The organism is Blastococcus sp. SYSU DS0533, assembly GCF_054050775.1.
In genome coordinates this window covers 179461-197709 of sequence record NZ_JBJGZZ010000001.1, presented here as the reverse complement: position 1 = coordinate 197709, position 18249 = coordinate 179461, and the positions used below count along the sequence as shown (strand labels likewise).

Genomic DNA, 18249 nt, shown 5'->3' with positions numbered 1-18249 from the left:
GTGCAGGTGAGGCGGACCCGACAGCCGGGGTCGCTGGTGCCGGCCGGGGGTCGTACGGCAGGCTGGGCGCACCCCGGACGGCGGGACGGGGCGGGAGGAGCAGTCATCGAGATGGCCGAGGCCGGCCGCGGCACCGCGCCGACCCCGGACGCCGAGGCGCTCCCGGGCACGCCGTCGTGGTACGCCGTGCTCCACGAGTCGACGTTCATGTTCGCCGCCGTCTGCGACACCGACGGGACGCTGCTGACCGCCAACCGCCTGGCCGTGGAAGGCTGCGGCTTCGACCGCCGCGAGCAGCTGGGCCGCCCCCTCTGGGAGGCCGGCTGGTGGTCCGGCGACCCGGCAGTGGGCACCCGGGTGCGCGACTGGTGCCTGGAGGTCGCCGCCGGGGGCGCACCGGTCCGGGCGGTCACCGGCTTCTTCCTCGCCGAGGGGAGGCGCCGCACCGCCGACCTGACCATGCAGCTGGTGCCCGACGGCGACCGGCAGCAGTTCCTGCTGGTGACCGGCATGGACATCACCGACCGGCTGCACGCCGAGCGGCTCACCGCGGAGGCCCGGGCCGCCGGGACCGAGGCCACCACGCTGCGCCAGGTGGCCACCGCGCGCGCCCGGGACCTGGAGGTGCTGCGCGAGACCGAGGCCAAGCTCACCCGCGCCCTCGCGATCACCGAGCGCGTGCTGGCCAACGTCGCCGACGGGATCTACGGCCTCGACAACGAGGGCCGGGTGGAGTTCCTGAACCCCGCCGCGGCACGCCTCACCGGCTACCGGCCCGGTGAGCAGCTCGGCCAGGACCAGCACGCCCTCGTCCACGGCCGGCGCCCGGACGGCTCCGAGTACCCCCGCGAGGAGTGCCCGGTCTGGGAGGCGCTGCGCACCGGCCGCACCATCGTCGCCGAGCACGAGACCCTCTGGCGCAAGGACGGCACCCCGGTCCCGGTCGAGATGATCGTCGTCCCCACCCTGGAGGAGGGCGTGCACACCGGTGTGGTCGTCTCCTTCCGCGACCTCACCGACCGCCTGGCGGCCCAGCGGCAGGCCGCGGAGCTCGAGGCGCTCGCCGCACGGGCGGCCGCCGACCGCGCGCTGTCCGACCGGCTGCAGCAGTCGCTGCTCACCCCGCCGCCGGAGCCCGACCACCTGCAGATCGCCGTCCGCTACAGCCCCGCCGCGCACGAGGCGCAGGTCGGCGGCGACTGGTACGACGCCTTCCTCCAGCCGGACGGCGCCACGATGCTCGTGATCGGCGACGTGGTCGGCCACGACAGCAGCGCCGCCGCGGCGATGGGGCAGCTCCGCGGGCTGCTGCGCGCCCTCGCCTACGCCGAGGAGGACGGCCCGGCGGCGACCCTGACGCGGGTCGAGCACGCCGCCCGCGGGCTGGCGGTCTCCACCCTCGCCACAGCGGTCCTGGCGCGCATCGAGCGGCACCCCGACGTGCCGGTGGCCGGGCGCCGGCTGCTGCGCTGGAGCAATGCCGGGCACCTGCCGCCGGTCCTGCTGGCTCCCGACGGCTCGGTCACGATGCTCACCAGCAGACCGGAGCTCATGCTCGGGATCGACCCGGATGCACCCCGCAGCGACCAGTCCGTCGACCTGCCCGACGGCCACACCCTGCTGCTGGTCACCGACGGGCTGGTCGAGCGCCGGGACATCGACCTCGACGAAGGGATCGAGCGGCTCCGCGACGCCCTGCGCGACCTCGGCTCGACGCCGCTGGAGGAGCTGCTGGACACCGTGCTGAGCCGGCTGGTGCCCGAGCCCGGCGCCGACGACGTCGCGATCGTCGCCGTGCGCGCCTTCCCCGAGGACCGCCCCCGGCCCGCCGAGGCCGGGCCGAACCGGCTGCCGCCGGGCCTGACCTGAGCCGCCGGGGATGACGACGGCCCGCCTCCCCCGGGGGAGACGGGCCGTCGTCCGCGAGCTCTCGGCCCCGTTCAGGGGCTCGCCGCGAGCTCGCGAGCGTTCAGGAGAACGCGGTCCTCACGAGATCGCGATCGTGGTCTCGTTCAGACCGACCTCGGCCGAGAGGGTGCGCTCGCCCTTGCCGACCGCGGCCAGGGCGCGCACCTTCCACGGCCCGGGCGCGGCGAAGAACCGGAACTCGCCCTCCGGGCTGGTCACGACCTCGGCGGTGAACTCGTCGGTCGAGTCCAGCAGCCGGACGTAGGCCCCGGCCACCGGCGCGCCGTCGTGCCACACCGAGCCCTGGATGACCGTCTGCGTGCTCAGGTCGATGCCGTCGAGGACACCGCCCTGCTTGGGCGCTCCGCACATGTCAGCTCACTTCTCGATCGGGACGCCGACGAGCGAGCCGTACTCGACCCAGCTGCCGTCGTAGTTCTTGACGTCGGTCTTGCCGAGGAGCTCGCGCAGCACGAACCACGTGTGGCTCGAGCGCTCGCCGATCCGGCAGTAGGCGATGGTCGGCTTGCTCTCGTCGTAGCCCTGCTCGGCGTAGAGCTTGGCCAGCTCCTCGTCGGACTTGAACGTGCCGTCCTCGTTGGCCGCCTTGCTCCACGGGATGTTGATCGCGGTGGGCACGTGCCCGGCCCGCTGCGACTGCTCCTGGGGCAGGTGGGCGGGCGCCAGGATCTTGCCGGAGAACTCGTCGGGCGAGCGCACGTCGACGATGTTCTTGGAGCCGATGGAGGCGACGACCTCGTCGCGGAACGCGCGGATCGACAGGTCCGGCTCGGAGGCCTTGTACTGCGTGGCCGGGCGCTCGACCGGGTCCTTGGACAGCGGGCGGCCGTCCAGCTCCCACTTCTTGCGGCCGCCGTCCATCAGCTTGACGTCGGAGTGGCCGTAGATCTTGAAGTACCAGTACGCGTAGGCGGCGAACCAGTTGTTGTTGCCGCCGTAGAGCACGACGGTGTCGTCGTTGGCGATGCCCCGGCTCGAGAGCAGCTCCTCGAAGGCGCTCTTGTCCAGGTAGTCGCGGCGCAGCGGGTCCTGCAGGTCCTTCTTCCAGTCCAGCTTGACGGCGCCCTCGATGTGGCCGCCGTCGTAGGCGGTGGTGTCCTCGTCGACCTCGACGAGGACGATGCCGGGCTGGCCCAGGTGCTCCTGGACCCAGTCGACGGTGACGAGCACGTCGTTGCGGCTCATGGTGGTGGTCCTCCGGGTGATCGGTGTGTGCGGTCGGTCGTTCGGGTGGAGCGGGACGACGCGGATCGCTCGCAGCGCGGAACTCACGGGAGAGAAGGGCATCCCGACGGCGCGGAGAGCGCGTCTGGACGGCGCGGTGCCGCCCTCAGAGGGCGGGACAGAGGCAGCTGCCGACGCGGCACAGGTCCACTGCGCGGCGCGAGGTCAGCAGGATGCCCACGGCGCGAGGGTAGCCGATCACGCCGGGCCCCCCGCCCGGCCACCCACGTGCGCATCCACCAGGGCGGCCAGGTCCGCCGGCCGGGGAGCCCCGGTGCTGCGGCCGACCAGGCGTCCGTCCCGGTCCAGGTAGAACAACGTCGGCGTCGACCGGACACCGAGCTCGCGGACCTCGTCCAGGTGGCTCTCCGCGTCGACGTGGACGGCGGCCAGCCCCGGTCGGCCCACCCGCAACTGCTCCAGCCTGGCCCTCGTGGCGCGGCACGGACGGCAGAACGCCGTGGAGAACTGGACGACGGTCAGGTCCGCCTCCGCCGGGCGCACGCCGAGCCGGTCGAACACCGCCGCAGCGTCCACCTGGTCCTCCTCCGCTCGCCGGGCACCCCGTGCGCACAACCCGGCGGGGCCGCGGCGCTATTCCGCCGCGAGGACGGCGTCCTCGGCCACCGCGCGCACCGCGACGCCGTCCGCCTGCGGGGCCACCTCCGTGAGCCGCAGCCCGTAGGGCAGCTCCACCGGGTAGCGCAGGTCCAGCAGGTCCGTGGCGCGCTCGACGAGGATGCGCGGGACGTCGACGCCCACCCCGGACGCCCGCTCGACGTCGATGACGAGCGCGTCGCCGTCGAGCGAGACGGTGCCGGCCGCGGTGAGCGGCAACGTGCGGCCCAGCACGTCGACGGTGCGGGTGATGCGCAGCCCGTCCCCCTCGCGCTGCAGGGTGGTGTCCGCGCCGAGCTCCCCGGCCAGCAGCTCGTACGAGAGCGTCGCGGTGCCGTCGATGCGCTCGACCGGCACCTCCGCCACGGTGCCCGCCCGCAGCGCCGACAGGGGCAGGTGCACGCCCCGGAGCGTCACGTCGGCGCGGGTGCCCTCGGGCTGTCCCAGGTCGTCGGCGGTCAGCGAGATGCGGACCTCCTCGTAGCGCCCGGCGAACGCCTGGGTGAGGAAGGGGAAGCCGCGGACGTCGACGTCCGGGGCGCCGGCCAGCGCGTCCTGGGCCGCCAGCTGCCCGGCCACCTCGCGCTCGGCGAAGCCCACCGCCACCCGGTCGAGGACGACACCGGTGACGACGAGCAGCAGCAGGACGACCGCGGCGGCCTTCACAGGGCGGTCATCAGCGCGAGGCCCACCGGTGCGCAGGCGGCGAAGGGCAGCACGACCTGCACCACGGTCGGCGCCCACGGGGAGAGCGCCTCCGCCTCGCCCTCGGTCGTCGTCTCGACGGCGAGGTAGCTGCCGGCCACGGCCACCAGCGCGACCACCCCGGCGACGACGGCGCCCACGGCCGGCGCGCGGAGCGCGCCGAGCTCGGCCAGGTCGCGGACCGCCCACGCCGTCGCCGCGCCGGCCAGGACCGCGAGCACCACGGCGAGCAGACCGCGCGGGACGCCCGGGGCGAGCTGGGGTCGCGGCAGCACCCGGTCGACCAGGTGGCCGACGACCAGCGCGACCCCCGCGACCAGGGCGGTGGTGGTCAGGCCGCCGCCGTCGGCGCGGCCCAGCAGGAGCAGCGCCGCCAGCGCGCCGACGGCGGCGAGCAGGACCGCGGAGCCGGCCAGCGAGTCGACCAGGGCCTCCCGCGGGGTGCGGAGCATCTGCTGCAGCACGGCGGCGAGGAAGCCGACGCCCAGCACGGCGAGGAGCCCGCCCAGCACCGGGTCCTCGGGCAGCACGAGCGCGAGATCGGCCGCCACGGCGGCGGCCGTGCCGACGGCCAGCGACGCGGCGAAGCCCTGCATCCCCGTGGCGAGCACCCAGGAGAGCACCAGCGCCAGCTGGAGCACGAGCACGGCGGCGAGGGCCCCGACCTCGCCGACCAGCGGCGGCAGTCCGGCGACCAGGCCCGCGGCGACGACGGCCAGGCCCGCCGCCGGGACGTGGTGCGGGCGGGCCGGCGTCGTCGACGGGACCGCTGCAGAGCTCACGGCCCGATCGTCTCAGAAGCCCGCCGCCCGATCCGCTCGACGAGCGGGGTCACCCGCTCCACGACCGGGATGTCCGGCGCCCGGGGCTCACCCGACGAGGACGCCCTGCCCGCGATGGGCCGGTCCGGCGAGGACGTCGGCTATCCTTCCCTCTCACCTCGACAGCGCCGTCGCAGGTCCGGTCGGCACCCGCCGGCCCCGGACCCCTGAGGAGACGACATGCGACTCGTGCTCATGACCGCCGCCCGCCAGGCGACGACCGAGGTCCTGCCCGCCCTGGGGCTGCTCGGCCACCAGGTCCGCGTCGTGGCCCCGGAGCTCTCGAGCCTCCTCGACGGCGACTCCGGCGACGTCGTGCTCGTCGACGCCCGCTACGACCTCATCCAGGCCCGCACCCTCTGCGGGCTGCTCTCCTCGACCGGGGTCGCCGCCGCGCTGGTCGCCGTCCTGTCCGAGGGCGGGCTGGTCGCCCTCTCCGCGGACTGGGGCGTCGACGACGTGCTGCTCGACACCGCCGGTCCCGCGGAGGTCGACGCCCGCCTGAAGTGGGCGACCGCCCGGCGCCTGGCCGCCGCCACCCCGGCCGACGGCGGCGACGGCGGGCTCACCCAGGCCGGCGAGCTGGTGATCGACGAGCACAGCTACTCGGCCAAGCTCCGCGGCCGCCCGCTGGACCTGACCTACAAGGAGTTCGAGCTCCTGAAGTACCTGGCGCAGCACCCGGGCCGGGTCTTCTCCCGCGCGCAGCTCCTCCAGGAGATCTGGGGCTACGACTACTTCGGCGGCACCCGGACGGTCGACGTCCACGTCCGCCGGCTGCGCGCCAAGCTCGGCACCGAGCACGAGGCGCTGATCGGGACCGTGCGCAACGTCGGCTACAAGCTCGACCAGCAGGTGGCCGACGCCACCGCGCGGGCCGCGGCCGAGGACCGCGCGGCGACCGCCGACGCCGGGGCGGGCGCCGAACTGGTCTGATGGGCCGGTGATCGACGAACGCGACGTCCCCGGCGTCCTCGACCTGCTCCGCGCCGCCGGCGCCGCCGACGGGGTGCGCCCCGTCTCCGAGGAGGCCGAGCTGCGCCTCCGGCACGGCTCCGCCGACGGGCAGGACCTCACGGTCCGGGACGCCGACGGCGCGCTGGCCGGCTACGCCCGCCTCGACGGCGGCACCGCCGAGCTGGTGGTGCACCCCGAGCGGCGCCGTCGCGGCCACGGCACCGCGCTGCTGCAGCGGGTGCTGGACGCCGCGGGCGGGCAGCCGCTGGACGTCTGGGCGCACGGGGACCTGCCCGGGTCGGCCGAGCTGCTCACCCCGCACGGCTTCCGGCGGGCGCGGGTGCTCCTGCAGCTGCGGCGCGACCTGGCCGGCGTCGACCCCGACCCGCGCCCCGAGCTGCCCGGCGACGTCCAGGTGGTGCCCTTCGTCCCCGGCCGGGACGAGGAGGCGTGGCTGCGGGTCAACGCGCGCGCCTTCGACTGGCACCCCGAGCAGGGCCGGATGACCCGCGCCGACCTGGAGCGCCGCGAGGCCGAGCCGTGGTTCGACCCCGAGGGCTTCCTGATGGCGTGGCGCGGGGACCCCGGCGAGGGGGGCGACCTGCTCGGTTTCCACTGGACCAAGGTCCACCCCGCCGGGGACGCCGGCCCCGACCCCGTCGGCGAGGTGTACGTGCTGGGCGTCGACCCGGCCGCCCAGGGGCTGCGGCTCGGGCGGGCGCTCACCGACCTCGGGCTGGCGCACCTGCGCGCACGGGGCCTCGGCGAGGTGCTGCTCTACGTCGAGGAGGACAACGCGGCGGCGGTGCGGCTGTACGAGGGCCGGGGCTTCACCCGGTACTCGGTTGACGTCGGGTGGCACCTGGAGCCGCAGGCGCGCTGAGGCGCTGCGGGTCAGCCGGGACCGGAGGACGGCCGGGGGCCCCGCCGGGGCGGCTGGTCGTCGTCCTCCCCGAGGAGGTGCTCGCGCAGGAGCGCCCTCGGGTGGTAGCGGCGCAGGTCGACGTCCCGGAGGTGGTCGAAGTCCTCACCGAGGGTGTCGTGAAGCTGAGCGCGCACGCCGGTCACGGCGCCGCGCAGCCGCCCCAGGCCTCCGGCGGCCTCCTTCGCCAGGCCCGGCAGCCGTTCCGGGCCGAAGACGAACAGGGCCACCAGGGCGAGGGCGACGATCTCGCCCCACCCGATGGAGCTGAGCACCGCGCTACCCCGGGAGAGGGACGGCCTGGCGGGCGACCGCCTCGGCGATCTCCCCGGCCCAGCCCCGTACCGCCCGCCAGTCCCGGAGGTCGCCCGTCGCGCCACCGGCCGGCCAGTCGCGCCGCTCGGCAGCCGACAGCAGCCGCCGCTCCAACCGGCCGCCGAACGCGCGGTACCCGCGGGCTCCGGTGAGCTCGCCGAGGCTCCGCGCGTCGCGGTCCGCGCCGTCGGGGCACCACGGGCGGTTGCCGGCCAGGCCGCTGGAGAACAGCCACGTCGGGCGGGCGCGCAACTGCGGGGCGACCGCGTCGACGTACCGCCGCGCCGGTTCCAGCCAGCGGCCCGCGTAGACCGCGCTCCCGAGCACGACGGCGTCGAAGCCGGCCGGATCGGGGTGCATCTCGACCGGGGCCAGCGTCGCTGACAGCCCGCCGCTCCGTCCCGGGGCCGACCCCGGCAGCGCCCGGACCAGCTCGGCGGCGATCTCCCTGGTGGAACCGTGCCGGCTGGCGAAGACCACGAGCACGCGGGGCCCGCCACCGGGCCCGGCCGTGGGCGGGGCCAGGAGCTCCCCTGTCCCGGGAGGGGAGGTGTGGACGGGCGCACGGGGGCTCGTCGCCAGCAGGTGGGTCATGGCCCTGGACGCTATGCGGCACGGGAGGGCGCCGGCGTGAACTCCGGGGGAACACCCGCCGACCCCGCAAGGGGGCACTCGTCCCCGCGCGCGCGGGGCGGCCGGGCAACCGGTCGGCGCCTTTCCCGCCGGGTGAACCCAGGGCGCCGACCGTTGTCCCAGGGTTCGCCCGCGGGCCGTCCGAGCGCCTCGTGCCGTGCCTAACGTCGGTCAGGCCCTGGGGTCGCACCAGCCCCGAGGACCCACTCCGAGGAGACACGGTTCATGACCATCTCGTTCGATCGACGGAAGTTCCTGCAGCGCGGCGCGGCTGTGACGGCCGGCACCGTGCTGGCCAGCGGCACCCAGCTCCTGGGCGCGCACGGCGCCCTCGCCGCCCCCGGCCGCCGCGGCCCGGAGCTGAAGGCCCCGGGGAACGGTGGCTACGGCCCGCTGCAGCCGACGGAGGACCGGACCACCGGCCGGACCCTGCTGCACCTGCCCGCCGGGTTCGAGTACGCCTCCTTCGGGCACGCGGCCGAGTACGCCGCCGCCCTCGGCCTCCCGGCGGCGGTCGGCTCCGACGGCTACCCCACCCCCGGCCGCCACGACGGCATGGCCACCTTCACCACGCCCGAGAGCCACCGCGGCGTCATCCGACTGGTCCGCAACCACGAGCAGGGCTACTCCCCGACCGACGCGTCACAGGAGCCTGCGGACTACACCGCCGAGCGCGAGTACGACCGCCTCCTGATCGGCGACCCTGCGACCGCCTACGACGTCGCGGGCGCCGGCGGGACGACGACCATGACGTTCGACACCCGTTCGCTGACGCTGGTCGACAGCTTCATCAGCCTCAACGGGACCTCGGTCAACTGCGCCGGCGGCCCGACGCCCTGGGGCTCCTGGCTGAGCTGCGAGGAGACGATCAACGGCACCCAGAACGGTTTCCGGGAGGACCACGGCTACGTGTTCGAGGTGCCGGCCAACGGCCCCGACCGGAAGCGCTCCCGCGGCCCCTTCCGGGAGATGGGCCGGTTCGCGCACGAGGCGGTGGCCGTCGACCCGGCGAACGGGACGGTCTACGAGACCGAGGACAGCGGCAACACCTCGGGCTTCTACCGCTTCCTGCCCAACAAGCCGGGGTACCTGGCCGAGGGCGGCACGCTCCAGATGCTCGCGGTGAAGGGCCAGCCGCAGCTGCAGACCCACCAGGGCGTCGGCGACCTGGTGGGCCGGCCGCTGCAGGTCGAGTGGGTCACCATCGACGACCCGGACCCGGCCGACATCACCTCGGAGTCGGTGTTCAACCAGGGCTTCGCCAAGGGCGGGGCGTCGTTCGCCCGCCTCGAGGGCTGCTGGTACGACGGCGGCAGCATCTTCTTCAACGCCACCAGCGGCGGCGACGTCGGCGCCGGTCAGGTGTGGGAGTTCCGGCCCCGCGGCCGCTCCGGTGGCCAGCTGATCCTGCTCTTCGAGTCCCCGTCCGAGGAGGTGCTGGACTCGCCGGACAACCTGACGGTCAGCCCCCGCGGCGGCCTGGTCCTGTGCGAGGACGGTGGCGGCGAGCAGTTCGTCCGCGGCCTCGACGAGCAGGGCCGGATCTTCGACTTCGCCCGGAACAGCATCGAGGGCGAGGAGGACGACGTGAACAACGAGTTCGCCGGGGCCTGCTTCAGCCCCGACGGCGAGGTCCTGTTCGTCAACATCCAGACCCCGGGCGTCAGCTTCGCCATCCGCGGGCCCTGGGGGAAGGGCTCGATCTGACCCAGCGTGGCACCCGCGCGGCTCCCGGCCGCGCACTGAGGTCGGGCTGCGCCCCGGCATCCCCAGGGGATGCCGGGGCGCAGTCGCGTCCCGGGCCCAGCGCGCCGGAGGACCGGGCAACGTCCCGGCCACCCGTCCGGGCTGCACCGGACCCCGCATCTTCCCCCGGGCGTGACCGGCACCACCCAAGATCGTCCGAGTCCTCGGCGGTCGTTCACCATCCGTTCACTTCACCTGGGCCGGGCAGCCACCTGGGCTCCCTACCGTCGCTCCTGTCGGTCCCACGCTGCCCGGAACAGGTCCGGGCGAACCTGAGAGGCCCTGAGTTGAAGCTCAGCACCAAGACGCGCGCCACGACGCTCTCCGTGGCGTTCGCCAGCACCCTCGCGCTCGCCGCCTGCGGTGCGTCCAACGAGACCTCGAACACCGGTAGCGGCAGCGACGCCGGCTCCGGCACGGAGCTGAGCGGCACGCTCGTCGGCGCCGGCGCGAGCAGCCAGCAGGCCGCCATGCAGGGCTGGACCGCGGGCTACTCCAGCGTCCAGCCTGACGTGACGGTCAACTACGACCCGGTGGGCTCCGGTGGTGGCCGCGAGCAGTTCCTCGACGGCGGCACCGACTTCGCCGGTTCCGACGCCCCCCTGGACGAGGAGGAGCTCGCCGCCGCCGAGGAGCGCTGCGGCCCTTCCGGCGTCTTCGAGCTGCCGAACTACATCTCGCCGATCGCGGTCGTCTACAACCTCGAGGGCGTCGAGGAGCTCAACCTGCCGCCCGCCGTGATCGCCGGGATCTTCAACCAGCAGATCACCAACTGGAACGACCCGGCGATCGCCGAGGCCAACCCGGACGCCACGCTGCCCGACCTGCCGATCACCCCGGTGAACCGGTCCGACGAGTCGGGGACCACCGAGAACTTCACCGAGTACCTGGCCGCCGCCGCGGCCGACGCGTGGCCGCACGAGCCCAGCGGTGACTGGCCGGTCGCCGGTGGCGAGGCCGCCCAGGGCACGTCGGGCGTGGTGAGCGCGGTCAGCGCCGGCAACGGCGCCATCGGCTACGCCGACCTCAGCCAGGCCGGCGACCTCGGTGTCGCGAACGTCGGCGTGGGCGAGGAGTTCGTGGCGCCGTCGGCCGAGGCCGCCGCCGCCGTCGTCGAGAACTCCGAGACCCTCGAGGGTCGGGGCGAGTACGACTTCGCCATCGAGTTGGCCCGCGACACGACCGAGTCGGGCAACTACCCGATCGTCCTGATCAGCTACCACGTGGGCTGCATCGAGTACGAGGACCAGGAGACGGTCGACCTGGTGAAGGACTTCATGTCCTACGTGGTCAGCGAGGAGGGCCAGCAGGCCGCGGCCGAGGCGGCCGGCTCCGCGCCGATCTCCGACGGGCTGCGCGAGCAGGCCCAGTCGGCGATCGACGCCATCACGGTCGCCGGGTGACGTGAGGTCCTGATCGACCCCAGCAAGGCAGCGGCCCGGAGCGTCATCTGACGCCCCGGGCCGCTGCGCCGCCCGGCGACGGGTAGGAAGTTCCCAGCAGTTCCCCCACCGACCTCCCGGAGCAGCGGTGACAGCCACGCGGACGCCGTCCGACCAGACCACCACCAAGCCCCCCCGCCGGCCCGGTGACCGCATCTTCGCCGGCACCGCCCGGGGCGCGGGCATCCTCATCCTCGTCATCCTGGCCGGCGTCGCCGCCTTCCTCCTGGTCGAGGCCATCCCGTCGCTCACCGCGCCCGCCGAGGAGATCCCCGGCGGCGAGGGGCTGCTCTCCTACATCGGCCCCCTGCTGTTCGGCACCCTGCTCTCGGCCGTGATCGCTCTCGTGGTCGCAACCCCGCTGGCCGTGGCGATCGCGCTCTTCATCACGCACTACGCGCCGCGCCGGCTGGCGCAGGGCCTGGGCTACGTGGTCGACCTGCTGGCCGCGATCCCGAGCATCGTGTACGGCTTCTGGGGCATCTTCTGGCTGGCCCCGAAGCTCGTCCCGTTCTACCGCTGGCTCGAGGAGAACCTCGGGTTCATCCCCCTCTTCGCCGGGCCCACCTCCGCGACCGGCCGGACCATGCTCACCGTCGGCCTGGTGCTGGCGATCATGATCCTGCCGATCATCAGCGCCATCTCCCGCGAGGTCTTCCGCCAGGTCCCCACGCTGCACAAGGAGGCAGCGCTCGCGCTCGGCGCCACGCGCTGGGAGATGATCAGGATGGCCGTGATCCCCTACGGCAAGAGCGGGGTCATCGGTGGCGCGATGCTCGGCCTGGGCCGCGCGCTGGGCGAGACGATGGCCGTCGCGATCATCCTCTCCGTCTCCGGCGGCATCACGTTCAACCTGATCAGCAGCGCCAACCCCGCCACCATCGCGGCCAACATCGCCCTCGACTTCCCCGAGTCCTCCGGCATCGACGTCAACACGCTCATCGCCAGCGGGCTCGCGCTGTTCGTCATCACACTGGCCGTCAACATGCTGGCGCGCTGGATCGTCAACCGCCGGGCCGACTTCTCCGGAGCCAACTGATGAGCGTCCAGACGCCCACCCCCACCAGCGGGTCCTCCGCCGCCACCCGGCCCCAGCAGCACCAGGAGAGCACCCTGCCACGCTGGGTGCCGCCCGCCGTGTTCGCCGCGGGGGCCGCGGTCGCCGCCCTGCTGACCACGGTCACCGGGTTCAACATCGCGCTGTTCGTCATCTACGCGGTCGTGCTCGGCACCCTGGCGGTGTACGTCGTCTCCCGCGTGGCCGAGGGGCGGCGCCGGGCCACCGACCGCCTGGTGACCTCCGTCGTGACGTCGGCGTTCGGCCTCGCGATGGTGCCGCTGGTCTCCCTCATCTGGGAGGTCGTCGGCCGCGGCATCGAGCGCTTCGACGGCGAGTTCTTCAACGCCTCGCTGCAGGGCATCATCGGCGAGGGCGGCGGCGCCTACCACGCCCTGATGGGCACGCTGATCATCACCGGGCTGACCACGCTGCTCTCCGTGCCCATCGGCCTCATGACGGCGATCTACCTCGTCGAGTACGCGCGCGGCCGCCTCAAGCGCTCCATCACGTTCTTCGTCGACGTCATGACCGGCATCCCCTCGATCGTCGCCGGCCTGTTCGCCTACGCGCTCTTCGTGCTCTTCTTCGGCCCGGGCATCCGGCTGGGCATCATGGGCGCGATCGCGCTGTCGGTGCTGATGATCCCGGTCGTCGTCCGCTCGGCCGAGGAGGTGCTCAAGCTGGTCCCGAACGAGCTCCGCGAGGCCTCCTACGCCCTCGGGGTCCCGAAGTGGCGGACGATCACCAAGGTGGTCATCCCGACCGCGATCGCCGGCATCGGCACCGGGGTGACGCTCGCGATCGCCCGCGTCATCGGCGAGACCGCGCCGCTGCTGATCACCGTCGGCATCACGAACGCGACGAACTTCGACCCCTTCGACGGCCGCATGGCGACGCTGCCGGTCTACGCCTACTACCAGCTCACCCAGCCCGGCGTGCCGCCGGAGTTCGCCATCGACCGGGCCTGGACGGCCGGGCTGCTGCTCATCATGCTGGTCATGGGGCTCAACGTCGTCGCCCGTCTGATCAGCCGCTTCTTCGCCCCCAAGACCGGTCGCTGACCGGACCGACCCAGAGGGAATCCCCGTGGCCAAGCGCATCGACGTCTCCGACCTGAACATCTACTACGGCAACTTCCGAGCGGTCGAGGGCGTCAACGTCTCGATCGAGCCCCGGAGCATCACCGCACTGATCGGTCCGTCCGGCTGCGGGAAGTCCACGTTCCTGCGGACGCTCAACCGGATGCACGAGGTGATCCCGGGCGCCCGCGTGGAGGGCAAGGTCGTCATGGACGGCCAGGACCTCTACGGCGCAGACACCGACCCGGTCACCGTGCGCCGCCAGATCGGCATGGTGTTCCAGCGGCCGAACCCCTTCCCGACGATGTCGATCTACGAGAACGTCGCCGCCGGGCTCCGGCTCAACAGCGTCAAGATGAGCAAGTCCGACATGGACGACCTGGTGGAGCGCTCGCTCAAGGGCGCCAACCTGTGGGAAGAGGTCAAGGACCGCCTCGACAGGCCCGGGTCGGGGCTCTCCGGCGGTCAGCAGCAGCGGCTCTGCATCGCCCGCGCCATCGCCGTCGAGCCCGACGTGCTGCTCATGGACGAGCCCTGCTCGGCCCTCGACCCCATCTCCACGCTCGCCATCGAGGACCTGATGACGGAGCTCAAGGAGCGGTTCACCATCGTCATCGTCACCCACAACATGCAGCAGGCGGCCCGCGTGAGCGAGCAGACCGGCTTCTTCAACCTCAACGGCGTCGGGCAGCCGGGTCGGCTGATCGAGTTCAACCCGACCGAGAAGATCTTCAGCAACCCCGACCAGAAGGCGACCGAGGACTACATCTCCGGCCGCTTCGGCTGACGACCAGGTGTCCTGGTCGTCAGGGGTCCTGGCCCACCGTCCACCGTGCGCCAGGACCTCATCAGCTGAGCCAGGACGTCCTCCTGCCCCGGGCACCACGGTCGACGCCCGGCGGCGCGACGTGTGGTGACCTCCCGGCCGCTCCACCCGGTCCTCTGGCTGCGCTGGTGACCGCGCTCGTCGTCGCCGGGGCTTCCTCCTGTCCCGGGTCCCACAGCCGACGGGGCAGGATCGAGTGGTCCTGACCTGCTGCTGGACGGACCGCTGAGGGCGGGAATCGGCGGGTGGGGCATCAGCAGCGGACCGCGGCCGCCTCCGGTCCAGGGGCGGCCGCCGCCGTGTCCGGCGCCGCCTGGACCGGCTCCGGTGCGCCGATCTCCACCGGGACGACCGTGGAGTAGCTCGGCCCGATGACCAGCTGCACGGCGTCCCCGAGCGCGTCGCTGGGCTGCAGCACCGCGCCCGGGACGGCGGCGGCGACGGTCCGCGCCCGGTCCAGCGCGGCCGGCCCGTACCGGACGACGCTCTCGGTGACGGTGCCGGTCTCGTTGCCCACCGTGCCGATGCCGAAGCCCTGCCCGCGGAGGGCGTCGGCGACGGTGGCGGCCAGGCCCGTGGTGGCGGTGCCGTTCAGCACGTCGACGGTGATCTCGCCGGGAGCCGCGGTGAGCGGCTCGGGCACGGGCGGCGCCGCCGCCTCAAGGGCCGGCTCGGGCTCGGCCTCCACCGGTGCCGCCCCCGGGACGGCCCGGAGCTCCGCCGGCACCCGGACGCCGTCGATGACCTCGTCGAAGAGCGTTCGCGTCGCCGAGGCGTCGAGGACGACGTAGGCCTGGTCGGTCCCGGCCGGGACGTACCCCACCTGGGCGACCGGCAGCTCGGCGCGCTGCACCGCGTCGCCGGAGAGGTCGCCGAGGGTCCCGGCCAGCGCGCGCAGGTCGCCGAGCGTCGTCTGGTCGTCGACCGTCAGCGCGTCGGAGGCGCGGGAGAGGAAGCGGGTCAGCGCGACCGGGTCGAGCAGCGTCTCCGTGGACATCGCCGCCCGCAGGGTCGAGGTGAGCAGCCGCTGCGCCCGCTCGGCGACGGCGCCCCCGGTGACGTCGACGCCGCCGTCGCCCGGCTGCAGGAAGCCCGACGCCGCGTCGCCGGAGAGCTCCGAGGGCCCGGCCGGGGGCAGGGTCGCCGCAGCCGCGGTCGCCGCGGTGGGGACCACGCAGACGGGGATGCCGCCCAGGGCGTCGACCATCCCCGGGAGGCGGGTGAGGTCCACGCCCAGGTAGTGGTCGACGCGCAGCCCGGACAGCTGCTGGACCGCCCGCACCGTGCACGCCGGGCCGCCCTCGAGGAGCGAGCTGGCGAACGCCTCGGTGACCGGGTCCCGGAGGGTCCCGTCGGGCGTGCGGCACACGGGGGTGTCCACGAGCGCCGTGGGGGGCACGCTGACCAGCGCGGCGCGGTCGCCGTCGGCCGAGACCGACACGATGAGCGTGGCCACGGAGGCCGCCCCGGTCTGCCCGGGGACACCGGTGCCGACGACGAGGTAGGTCTCGGCGGCGTCCTGCAGGTCGGGTGCGAGGATCTCCGGACCGTCGAGGGCGAGCGCGTCGACCCGGTCGATGCGCTGGTCGACGTAGAAGTACAGCGCCAGGTGGTACAGGACGACGACGCCCACAACGGCGGCCAGCGCCGTGACGCCGCGCGCCAGGCGCCTGCGACCCGGGCTGCGCGGCGGGCGGTCGGCGGGCACCCGGCGGCGGGTGGCGCCGGACGGCGGTGGCGGCGCCAGGCCGGGCAGCGGGGGGATCGGACCGCTGCGCCGGGACGGTCGCTCGTCGGGAGCCCAGGCCGCCGGAGTCCCGGCCGGCCCGGACCCGGCGGGCGATCCCGTTGCGGCGCCGGGGACGGGCGGGAACCCAGGCGGCGCGGCCGGGACGGGCGGGAGACCCGGCTGGGCTGCGGCGCCCGGGGGCCGCGCGGACGGGGAACCGGGCACCGGCGGGAGGCCGGGTCGGGGATCCGCGGCGTGGCCGGGTCGTGCGGCACCGGGTACCGGCGGGAGACCCGAGCGGACACCTGGTCCGTTCGCGGCACCGTCCCGTGCTCCCTGCCCGCGCTGCTCCGGCCGGGCCCCGTCCACGCCGCGGGGGTCCGCCGTCGACCGCCGGGCACCGGGCGTCGCTGGGCTGCGACGGGAGGCCGGCTGGGCGGTGGCGCGCCGGGCAGCCCGCCGGCCTCCGACATCGTTCCCCTGGCGCGCGAGCAGTTGCTCCACCGTCACCGGCTCGGCGCCGCCGCCCTCCGGGGTGCGCCCACGGCGCTTGCGACCGGGGAGGTCGCGGTCCCCCGCGTCATCCCACGTCGGCTGATCCCCCACAGGTGTCGACACCTTCTCGTCGTCCGCATGTCCGTGCCCGTCGTCCCACGATACGGGCGGATCCGCGATGACCACGCCGACGCGCGGGGGCACCCAGCCGCCGGGACGGCCCCCGCCGGGTGGACGGGCGCGATCGAATGGTGAGCCACGGGCGCACTGCGTAGCGTTCGCCTGGTGCGCCTGCCCTCGGTCCCCGGTCCGTCGGACGTCGTCGCGCTGGTAGGAGGGGTGCGCGAGGGCCTCGGGGACGCGCTCGCGCTGGTACCCCGGGCCGCGGCGGTGCTCGGCGAGCTCGAAGGGCTGCTCGGCCGGGTGTCCGGCGCGGTGGACCGCGCCGAGGCGCTGCTCGACCGTGCGGACGGGGCGATCACGCGCCTGGACGCCACGCGCGCCACCGCCGACGAGGCGATCGCCGGCGTCGCTGCGACGCAGCAGCGGGCCGACGAGGCCATCGAGGGCATCAGCGAGACCAGGCGGAAGGCCGACCGAGCCATCACCGACATGGACGGCACCCGCCAGAAGGCCGACCGAGCCATCACCGACATGGACGGCACCCGCCAGAAGGCCGACCAAGCCCTCACCGACATGGACGGCACCCGCCAGAAGGCCGACCAAGCCATCACCGACATGGACGGCACCCGCCAGAAGGCCGACCAAGCCCTCACCGACATGGACGGCACCCGCCAGAAGGCCGACCAAGCCATCACCGACATGGACGGCACCCGCCAGAAGGCCGACCGTGCCGTCGCCGACGTCGGCGGCACGGTCGGCCGGGCGGACGGGCTCGTCGAGCGGGCCGAGGGGATGGTCGGCCGGCTCGAGCCGCTGCTCGCCGACTACGAACCGGCGCTCGTCGCGCTCGCGCCGTCGCTGCGACGGCTGGCGGCGGAGTTCGACGCGACGGAGGTCGACGCGCTGATCACGCTGATCGACCGGCTACCGCAGGTGCTCGGCCACCTGGACGACCAGGTGCTGCCGGCTCTCGAGGGGCTGGAGAACGTGGGCACCGACGTGCGCGACCTCGTCGACACCGTGCAGGACATGCGGCGGATCGTGAAGGGCTTCCCCGGCTCCAAGCTGTTCCGCCGCCGCGGCGCCGAGGAGATCGCGGAGGACGAGGCGCGCGAGGGCGCCGGCGGCTGAGCCGGCGCCCCCGCGTCCGGTCAGGAGCCCTGCGCGGACTCCGAGGCCCCGGGACCCGGCCCCGTCTCGGTCGGGTAGCCCAGGGCGCGGACGACGTCACCGATCCGCTCGAACGTCTCCCCCTGGGGCAGCCGCTCCAGCTCCGCGACGACGACGTCGGGTGCCCGGTGGTCGCGCGCGGCCTCCACCAGGTCGGGTCCGTTGCTCGGGAAGTCGGCCCGGTCCAGCCAGCGCGCCAGCTCGGCGCGGGCGACCACGGCGTCCTCGTCCATGCCGACCGGCGTCCCGCCGACCAGCGTGCCCGCCGGGTCGGCGTCGATGTCCGGCTCGCCCTCGGCGACCGGCTCCACCTCGCGCCACTCGTGCGCCCGGGTGGCCCGCTCGGCCTTGAGCATGCCCTGGACCTCGTGCTCGAGCTCCTCGTCGAGCCGCGGGTTGTGCTTGGTGCTGCGAGAGCCGGAGAACTCGCCTGCGGACTCGGTCACGTGTGCCTC

18 protein-coding genes are annotated in these 18249 nt (G+C 74.4%); 9 read left to right on the top strand and 9 right to left on the bottom strand.

The annotated features are described in order from the left end of the window. Positions 1-111 precede the first annotated feature (111 nt). Positions 112-1869 carry a SpoIIE family protein phosphatase gene (locus tag ACI79W_RS00990; protein ID WP_456560222.1) on the top strand — a complete coding sequence of 586 codons (1758 nt, stop codon included), beginning with the start codon at positions 112-114 and terminating at the stop codon, positions 1867-1869. A gap of 117 nt (positions 1870-1986) precedes the next feature. Here ACI79W_RS00990 and ACI79W_RS00985 read toward each other — a convergent pair whose 3' ends face one another. The 5 genes from ACI79W_RS00985 to ACI79W_RS00965 form a co-directional block, all read right to left on the bottom strand. Then, the gene (locus ACI79W_RS00985; protein ID WP_456560221.1) at positions 1987-2280 is read right to left on the bottom strand and encodes a DUF1416 domain-containing protein; all 294 of its coding nucleotides are present in this window, start codon (positions 2278-2280) and stop codon (positions 1987-1989) included. A 6-nt stretch (positions 2281-2286) separates the two neighbouring features. After that, positions 2287-3114, bottom strand: a complete 828-nt coding sequence (locus ACI79W_RS00980; protein ID WP_456560220.1) for a sulfurtransferase — start codon at positions 3112-3114, stop codon at positions 2287-2289. Positions 3115-3351: 237 nt separating this feature from the next. Then, entirely contained in the window at positions 3352-3690 is a 339-nt protein-coding gene (locus ACI79W_RS00975) for a thioredoxin family protein (protein ID WP_456560219.1), read from the bottom strand. Between the two features lie 57 nt (positions 3691-3747). Next, complete coding sequence (locus tag ACI79W_RS00970; RefSeq protein ID WP_456560218.1) at positions 3748-4437, bottom strand: LmeA family phospholipid-binding protein; 690 nt, start codon at positions 4435-4437, stop codon at positions 3748-3750. Next, the gene (locus tag ACI79W_RS00965; protein ID WP_456560217.1) at positions 4434-5258 is read right to left on the bottom strand and encodes a hypothetical protein; all 825 of its coding nucleotides are present in this window, start codon (positions 5256-5258) and stop codon (positions 4434-4436) included. Before ACI79W_RS00965 ends, ACI79W_RS00970 begins: the two co-directional genes overlap by 4 nt. 219 nt (positions 5259-5477) lie before the next feature. Between ACI79W_RS00965 and ACI79W_RS00960 the strand changes: the two genes are divergently transcribed. Both ACI79W_RS00960 and mshD read left to right on the top strand, forming a co-directional pair. Continuing rightward, positions 5478-6233 carry a winged helix-turn-helix transcriptional regulator gene (locus ACI79W_RS00960; RefSeq protein WP_456560216.1) on the top strand — a complete coding sequence of 252 codons (756 nt, stop codon included), beginning with the start codon at positions 5478-5480 and terminating at the stop codon, positions 6231-6233. A gap of 7 nt (positions 6234-6240) precedes the next feature. Beyond that, positions 6241-7137, top strand: a complete 897-nt coding sequence (gene mshD / locus ACI79W_RS00955; protein WP_456560215.1) for a mycothiol synthase — start codon at positions 6241-6243, stop codon at positions 7135-7137. An 11-nt stretch (positions 7138-7148) separates the two neighbouring features. Here the strand turns inward: mshD and ACI79W_RS00950 are convergent, their stop codons facing one another. Both ACI79W_RS00950 and ACI79W_RS00945 read right to left on the bottom strand, forming a co-directional pair. Further along, positions 7149-7451, bottom strand: coding sequence for a twin-arginine translocase TatA/TatE family subunit (locus tag ACI79W_RS00950; RefSeq protein ID WP_456560214.1), 303 nt, complete (start codon positions 7449-7451; stop codon positions 7149-7151). A 4-nt stretch (positions 7452-7455) separates the two neighbouring features. Next, positions 7456-8085, bottom strand: coding sequence for a flavodoxin domain-containing protein (locus ACI79W_RS00945; protein WP_456560213.1), 630 nt, complete (start codon positions 8083-8085; stop codon positions 7456-7458). Positions 8086-8349: 264 nt separating this feature from the next. Between ACI79W_RS00945 and ACI79W_RS00940 the strand changes: the two genes are divergently transcribed. The 5 genes from ACI79W_RS00940 to pstB all read left to right on the top strand — a co-directional run bounded on the left by ACI79W_RS00940 (position 8350) and on the right by pstB (position 14238). Further along, positions 8350-9831: a PhoX family protein gene (locus ACI79W_RS00940; RefSeq protein ID WP_456560212.1), complete on the top strand. Its 1482-nt coding sequence runs from the start codon at positions 8350-8352 to the stop codon at positions 9829-9831. Positions 9832-10157: 326 nt separating this feature from the next. Further along, positions 10158-11273, top strand: coding sequence for a phosphate ABC transporter substrate-binding protein PstS (gene pstS / locus ACI79W_RS00935; protein ID WP_456560211.1), 1116 nt, complete (start codon positions 10158-10160; stop codon positions 11271-11273). A 127-nt stretch (positions 11274-11400) separates the two neighbouring features. Continuing rightward, the gene (gene pstC, locus ACI79W_RS00930; protein ID WP_456560210.1) at positions 11401-12351 is read left to right on the top strand and encodes a phosphate ABC transporter permease subunit PstC; all 951 of its coding nucleotides are present in this window, start codon (positions 11401-11403) and stop codon (positions 12349-12351) included. Then, the gene (gene pstA, locus ACI79W_RS00925) at positions 12351-13433 is read left to right on the top strand and encodes a phosphate ABC transporter permease PstA (RefSeq protein WP_456560209.1); all 1083 of its coding nucleotides are present in this window, start codon (positions 12351-12353) and stop codon (positions 13431-13433) included. Before pstC ends, pstA begins: the two co-directional genes overlap by 1 nt. A 25-nt stretch (positions 13434-13458) precedes the next feature. Further along, on the top strand, positions 13459-14238 hold the full coding sequence (gene pstB, locus ACI79W_RS00920; protein ID WP_456560208.1) for a phosphate ABC transporter ATP-binding protein PstB: 780 nt from the start codon (positions 13459-13461) through the stop codon (positions 14236-14238). 292 nt (positions 14239-14530) lie between these two features. Here pstB and ACI79W_RS00915 read toward each other — a convergent pair whose 3' ends face one another. Beyond that, the gene (locus ACI79W_RS00915; protein WP_456560207.1) at positions 14531-15985 is read right to left on the bottom strand and encodes an LCP family protein; all 1455 of its coding nucleotides are present in this window, start codon (positions 15983-15985) and stop codon (positions 14531-14533) included. 801 nt (positions 15986-16786) lie between these two features. Between ACI79W_RS00915 and ACI79W_RS00910 the strand changes: the two genes are divergently transcribed. Then, positions 16787-17755: a hypothetical protein gene (locus tag ACI79W_RS00910; RefSeq protein ID WP_456560206.1), complete on the top strand. Its 969-nt coding sequence runs from the start codon at positions 16787-16789 to the stop codon at positions 17753-17755. A gap of 20 nt (positions 17756-17775) precedes the next feature. Here the strand turns inward: ACI79W_RS00910 and ACI79W_RS00905 are convergent, their stop codons facing one another. Beyond that, entirely contained in the window at positions 17776-18240 is a 465-nt protein-coding gene (locus ACI79W_RS00905) for a DUF2795 domain-containing protein (protein WP_456560205.1), read from the bottom strand. Positions 18241-18249: the final 9 nt, after the last annotated feature.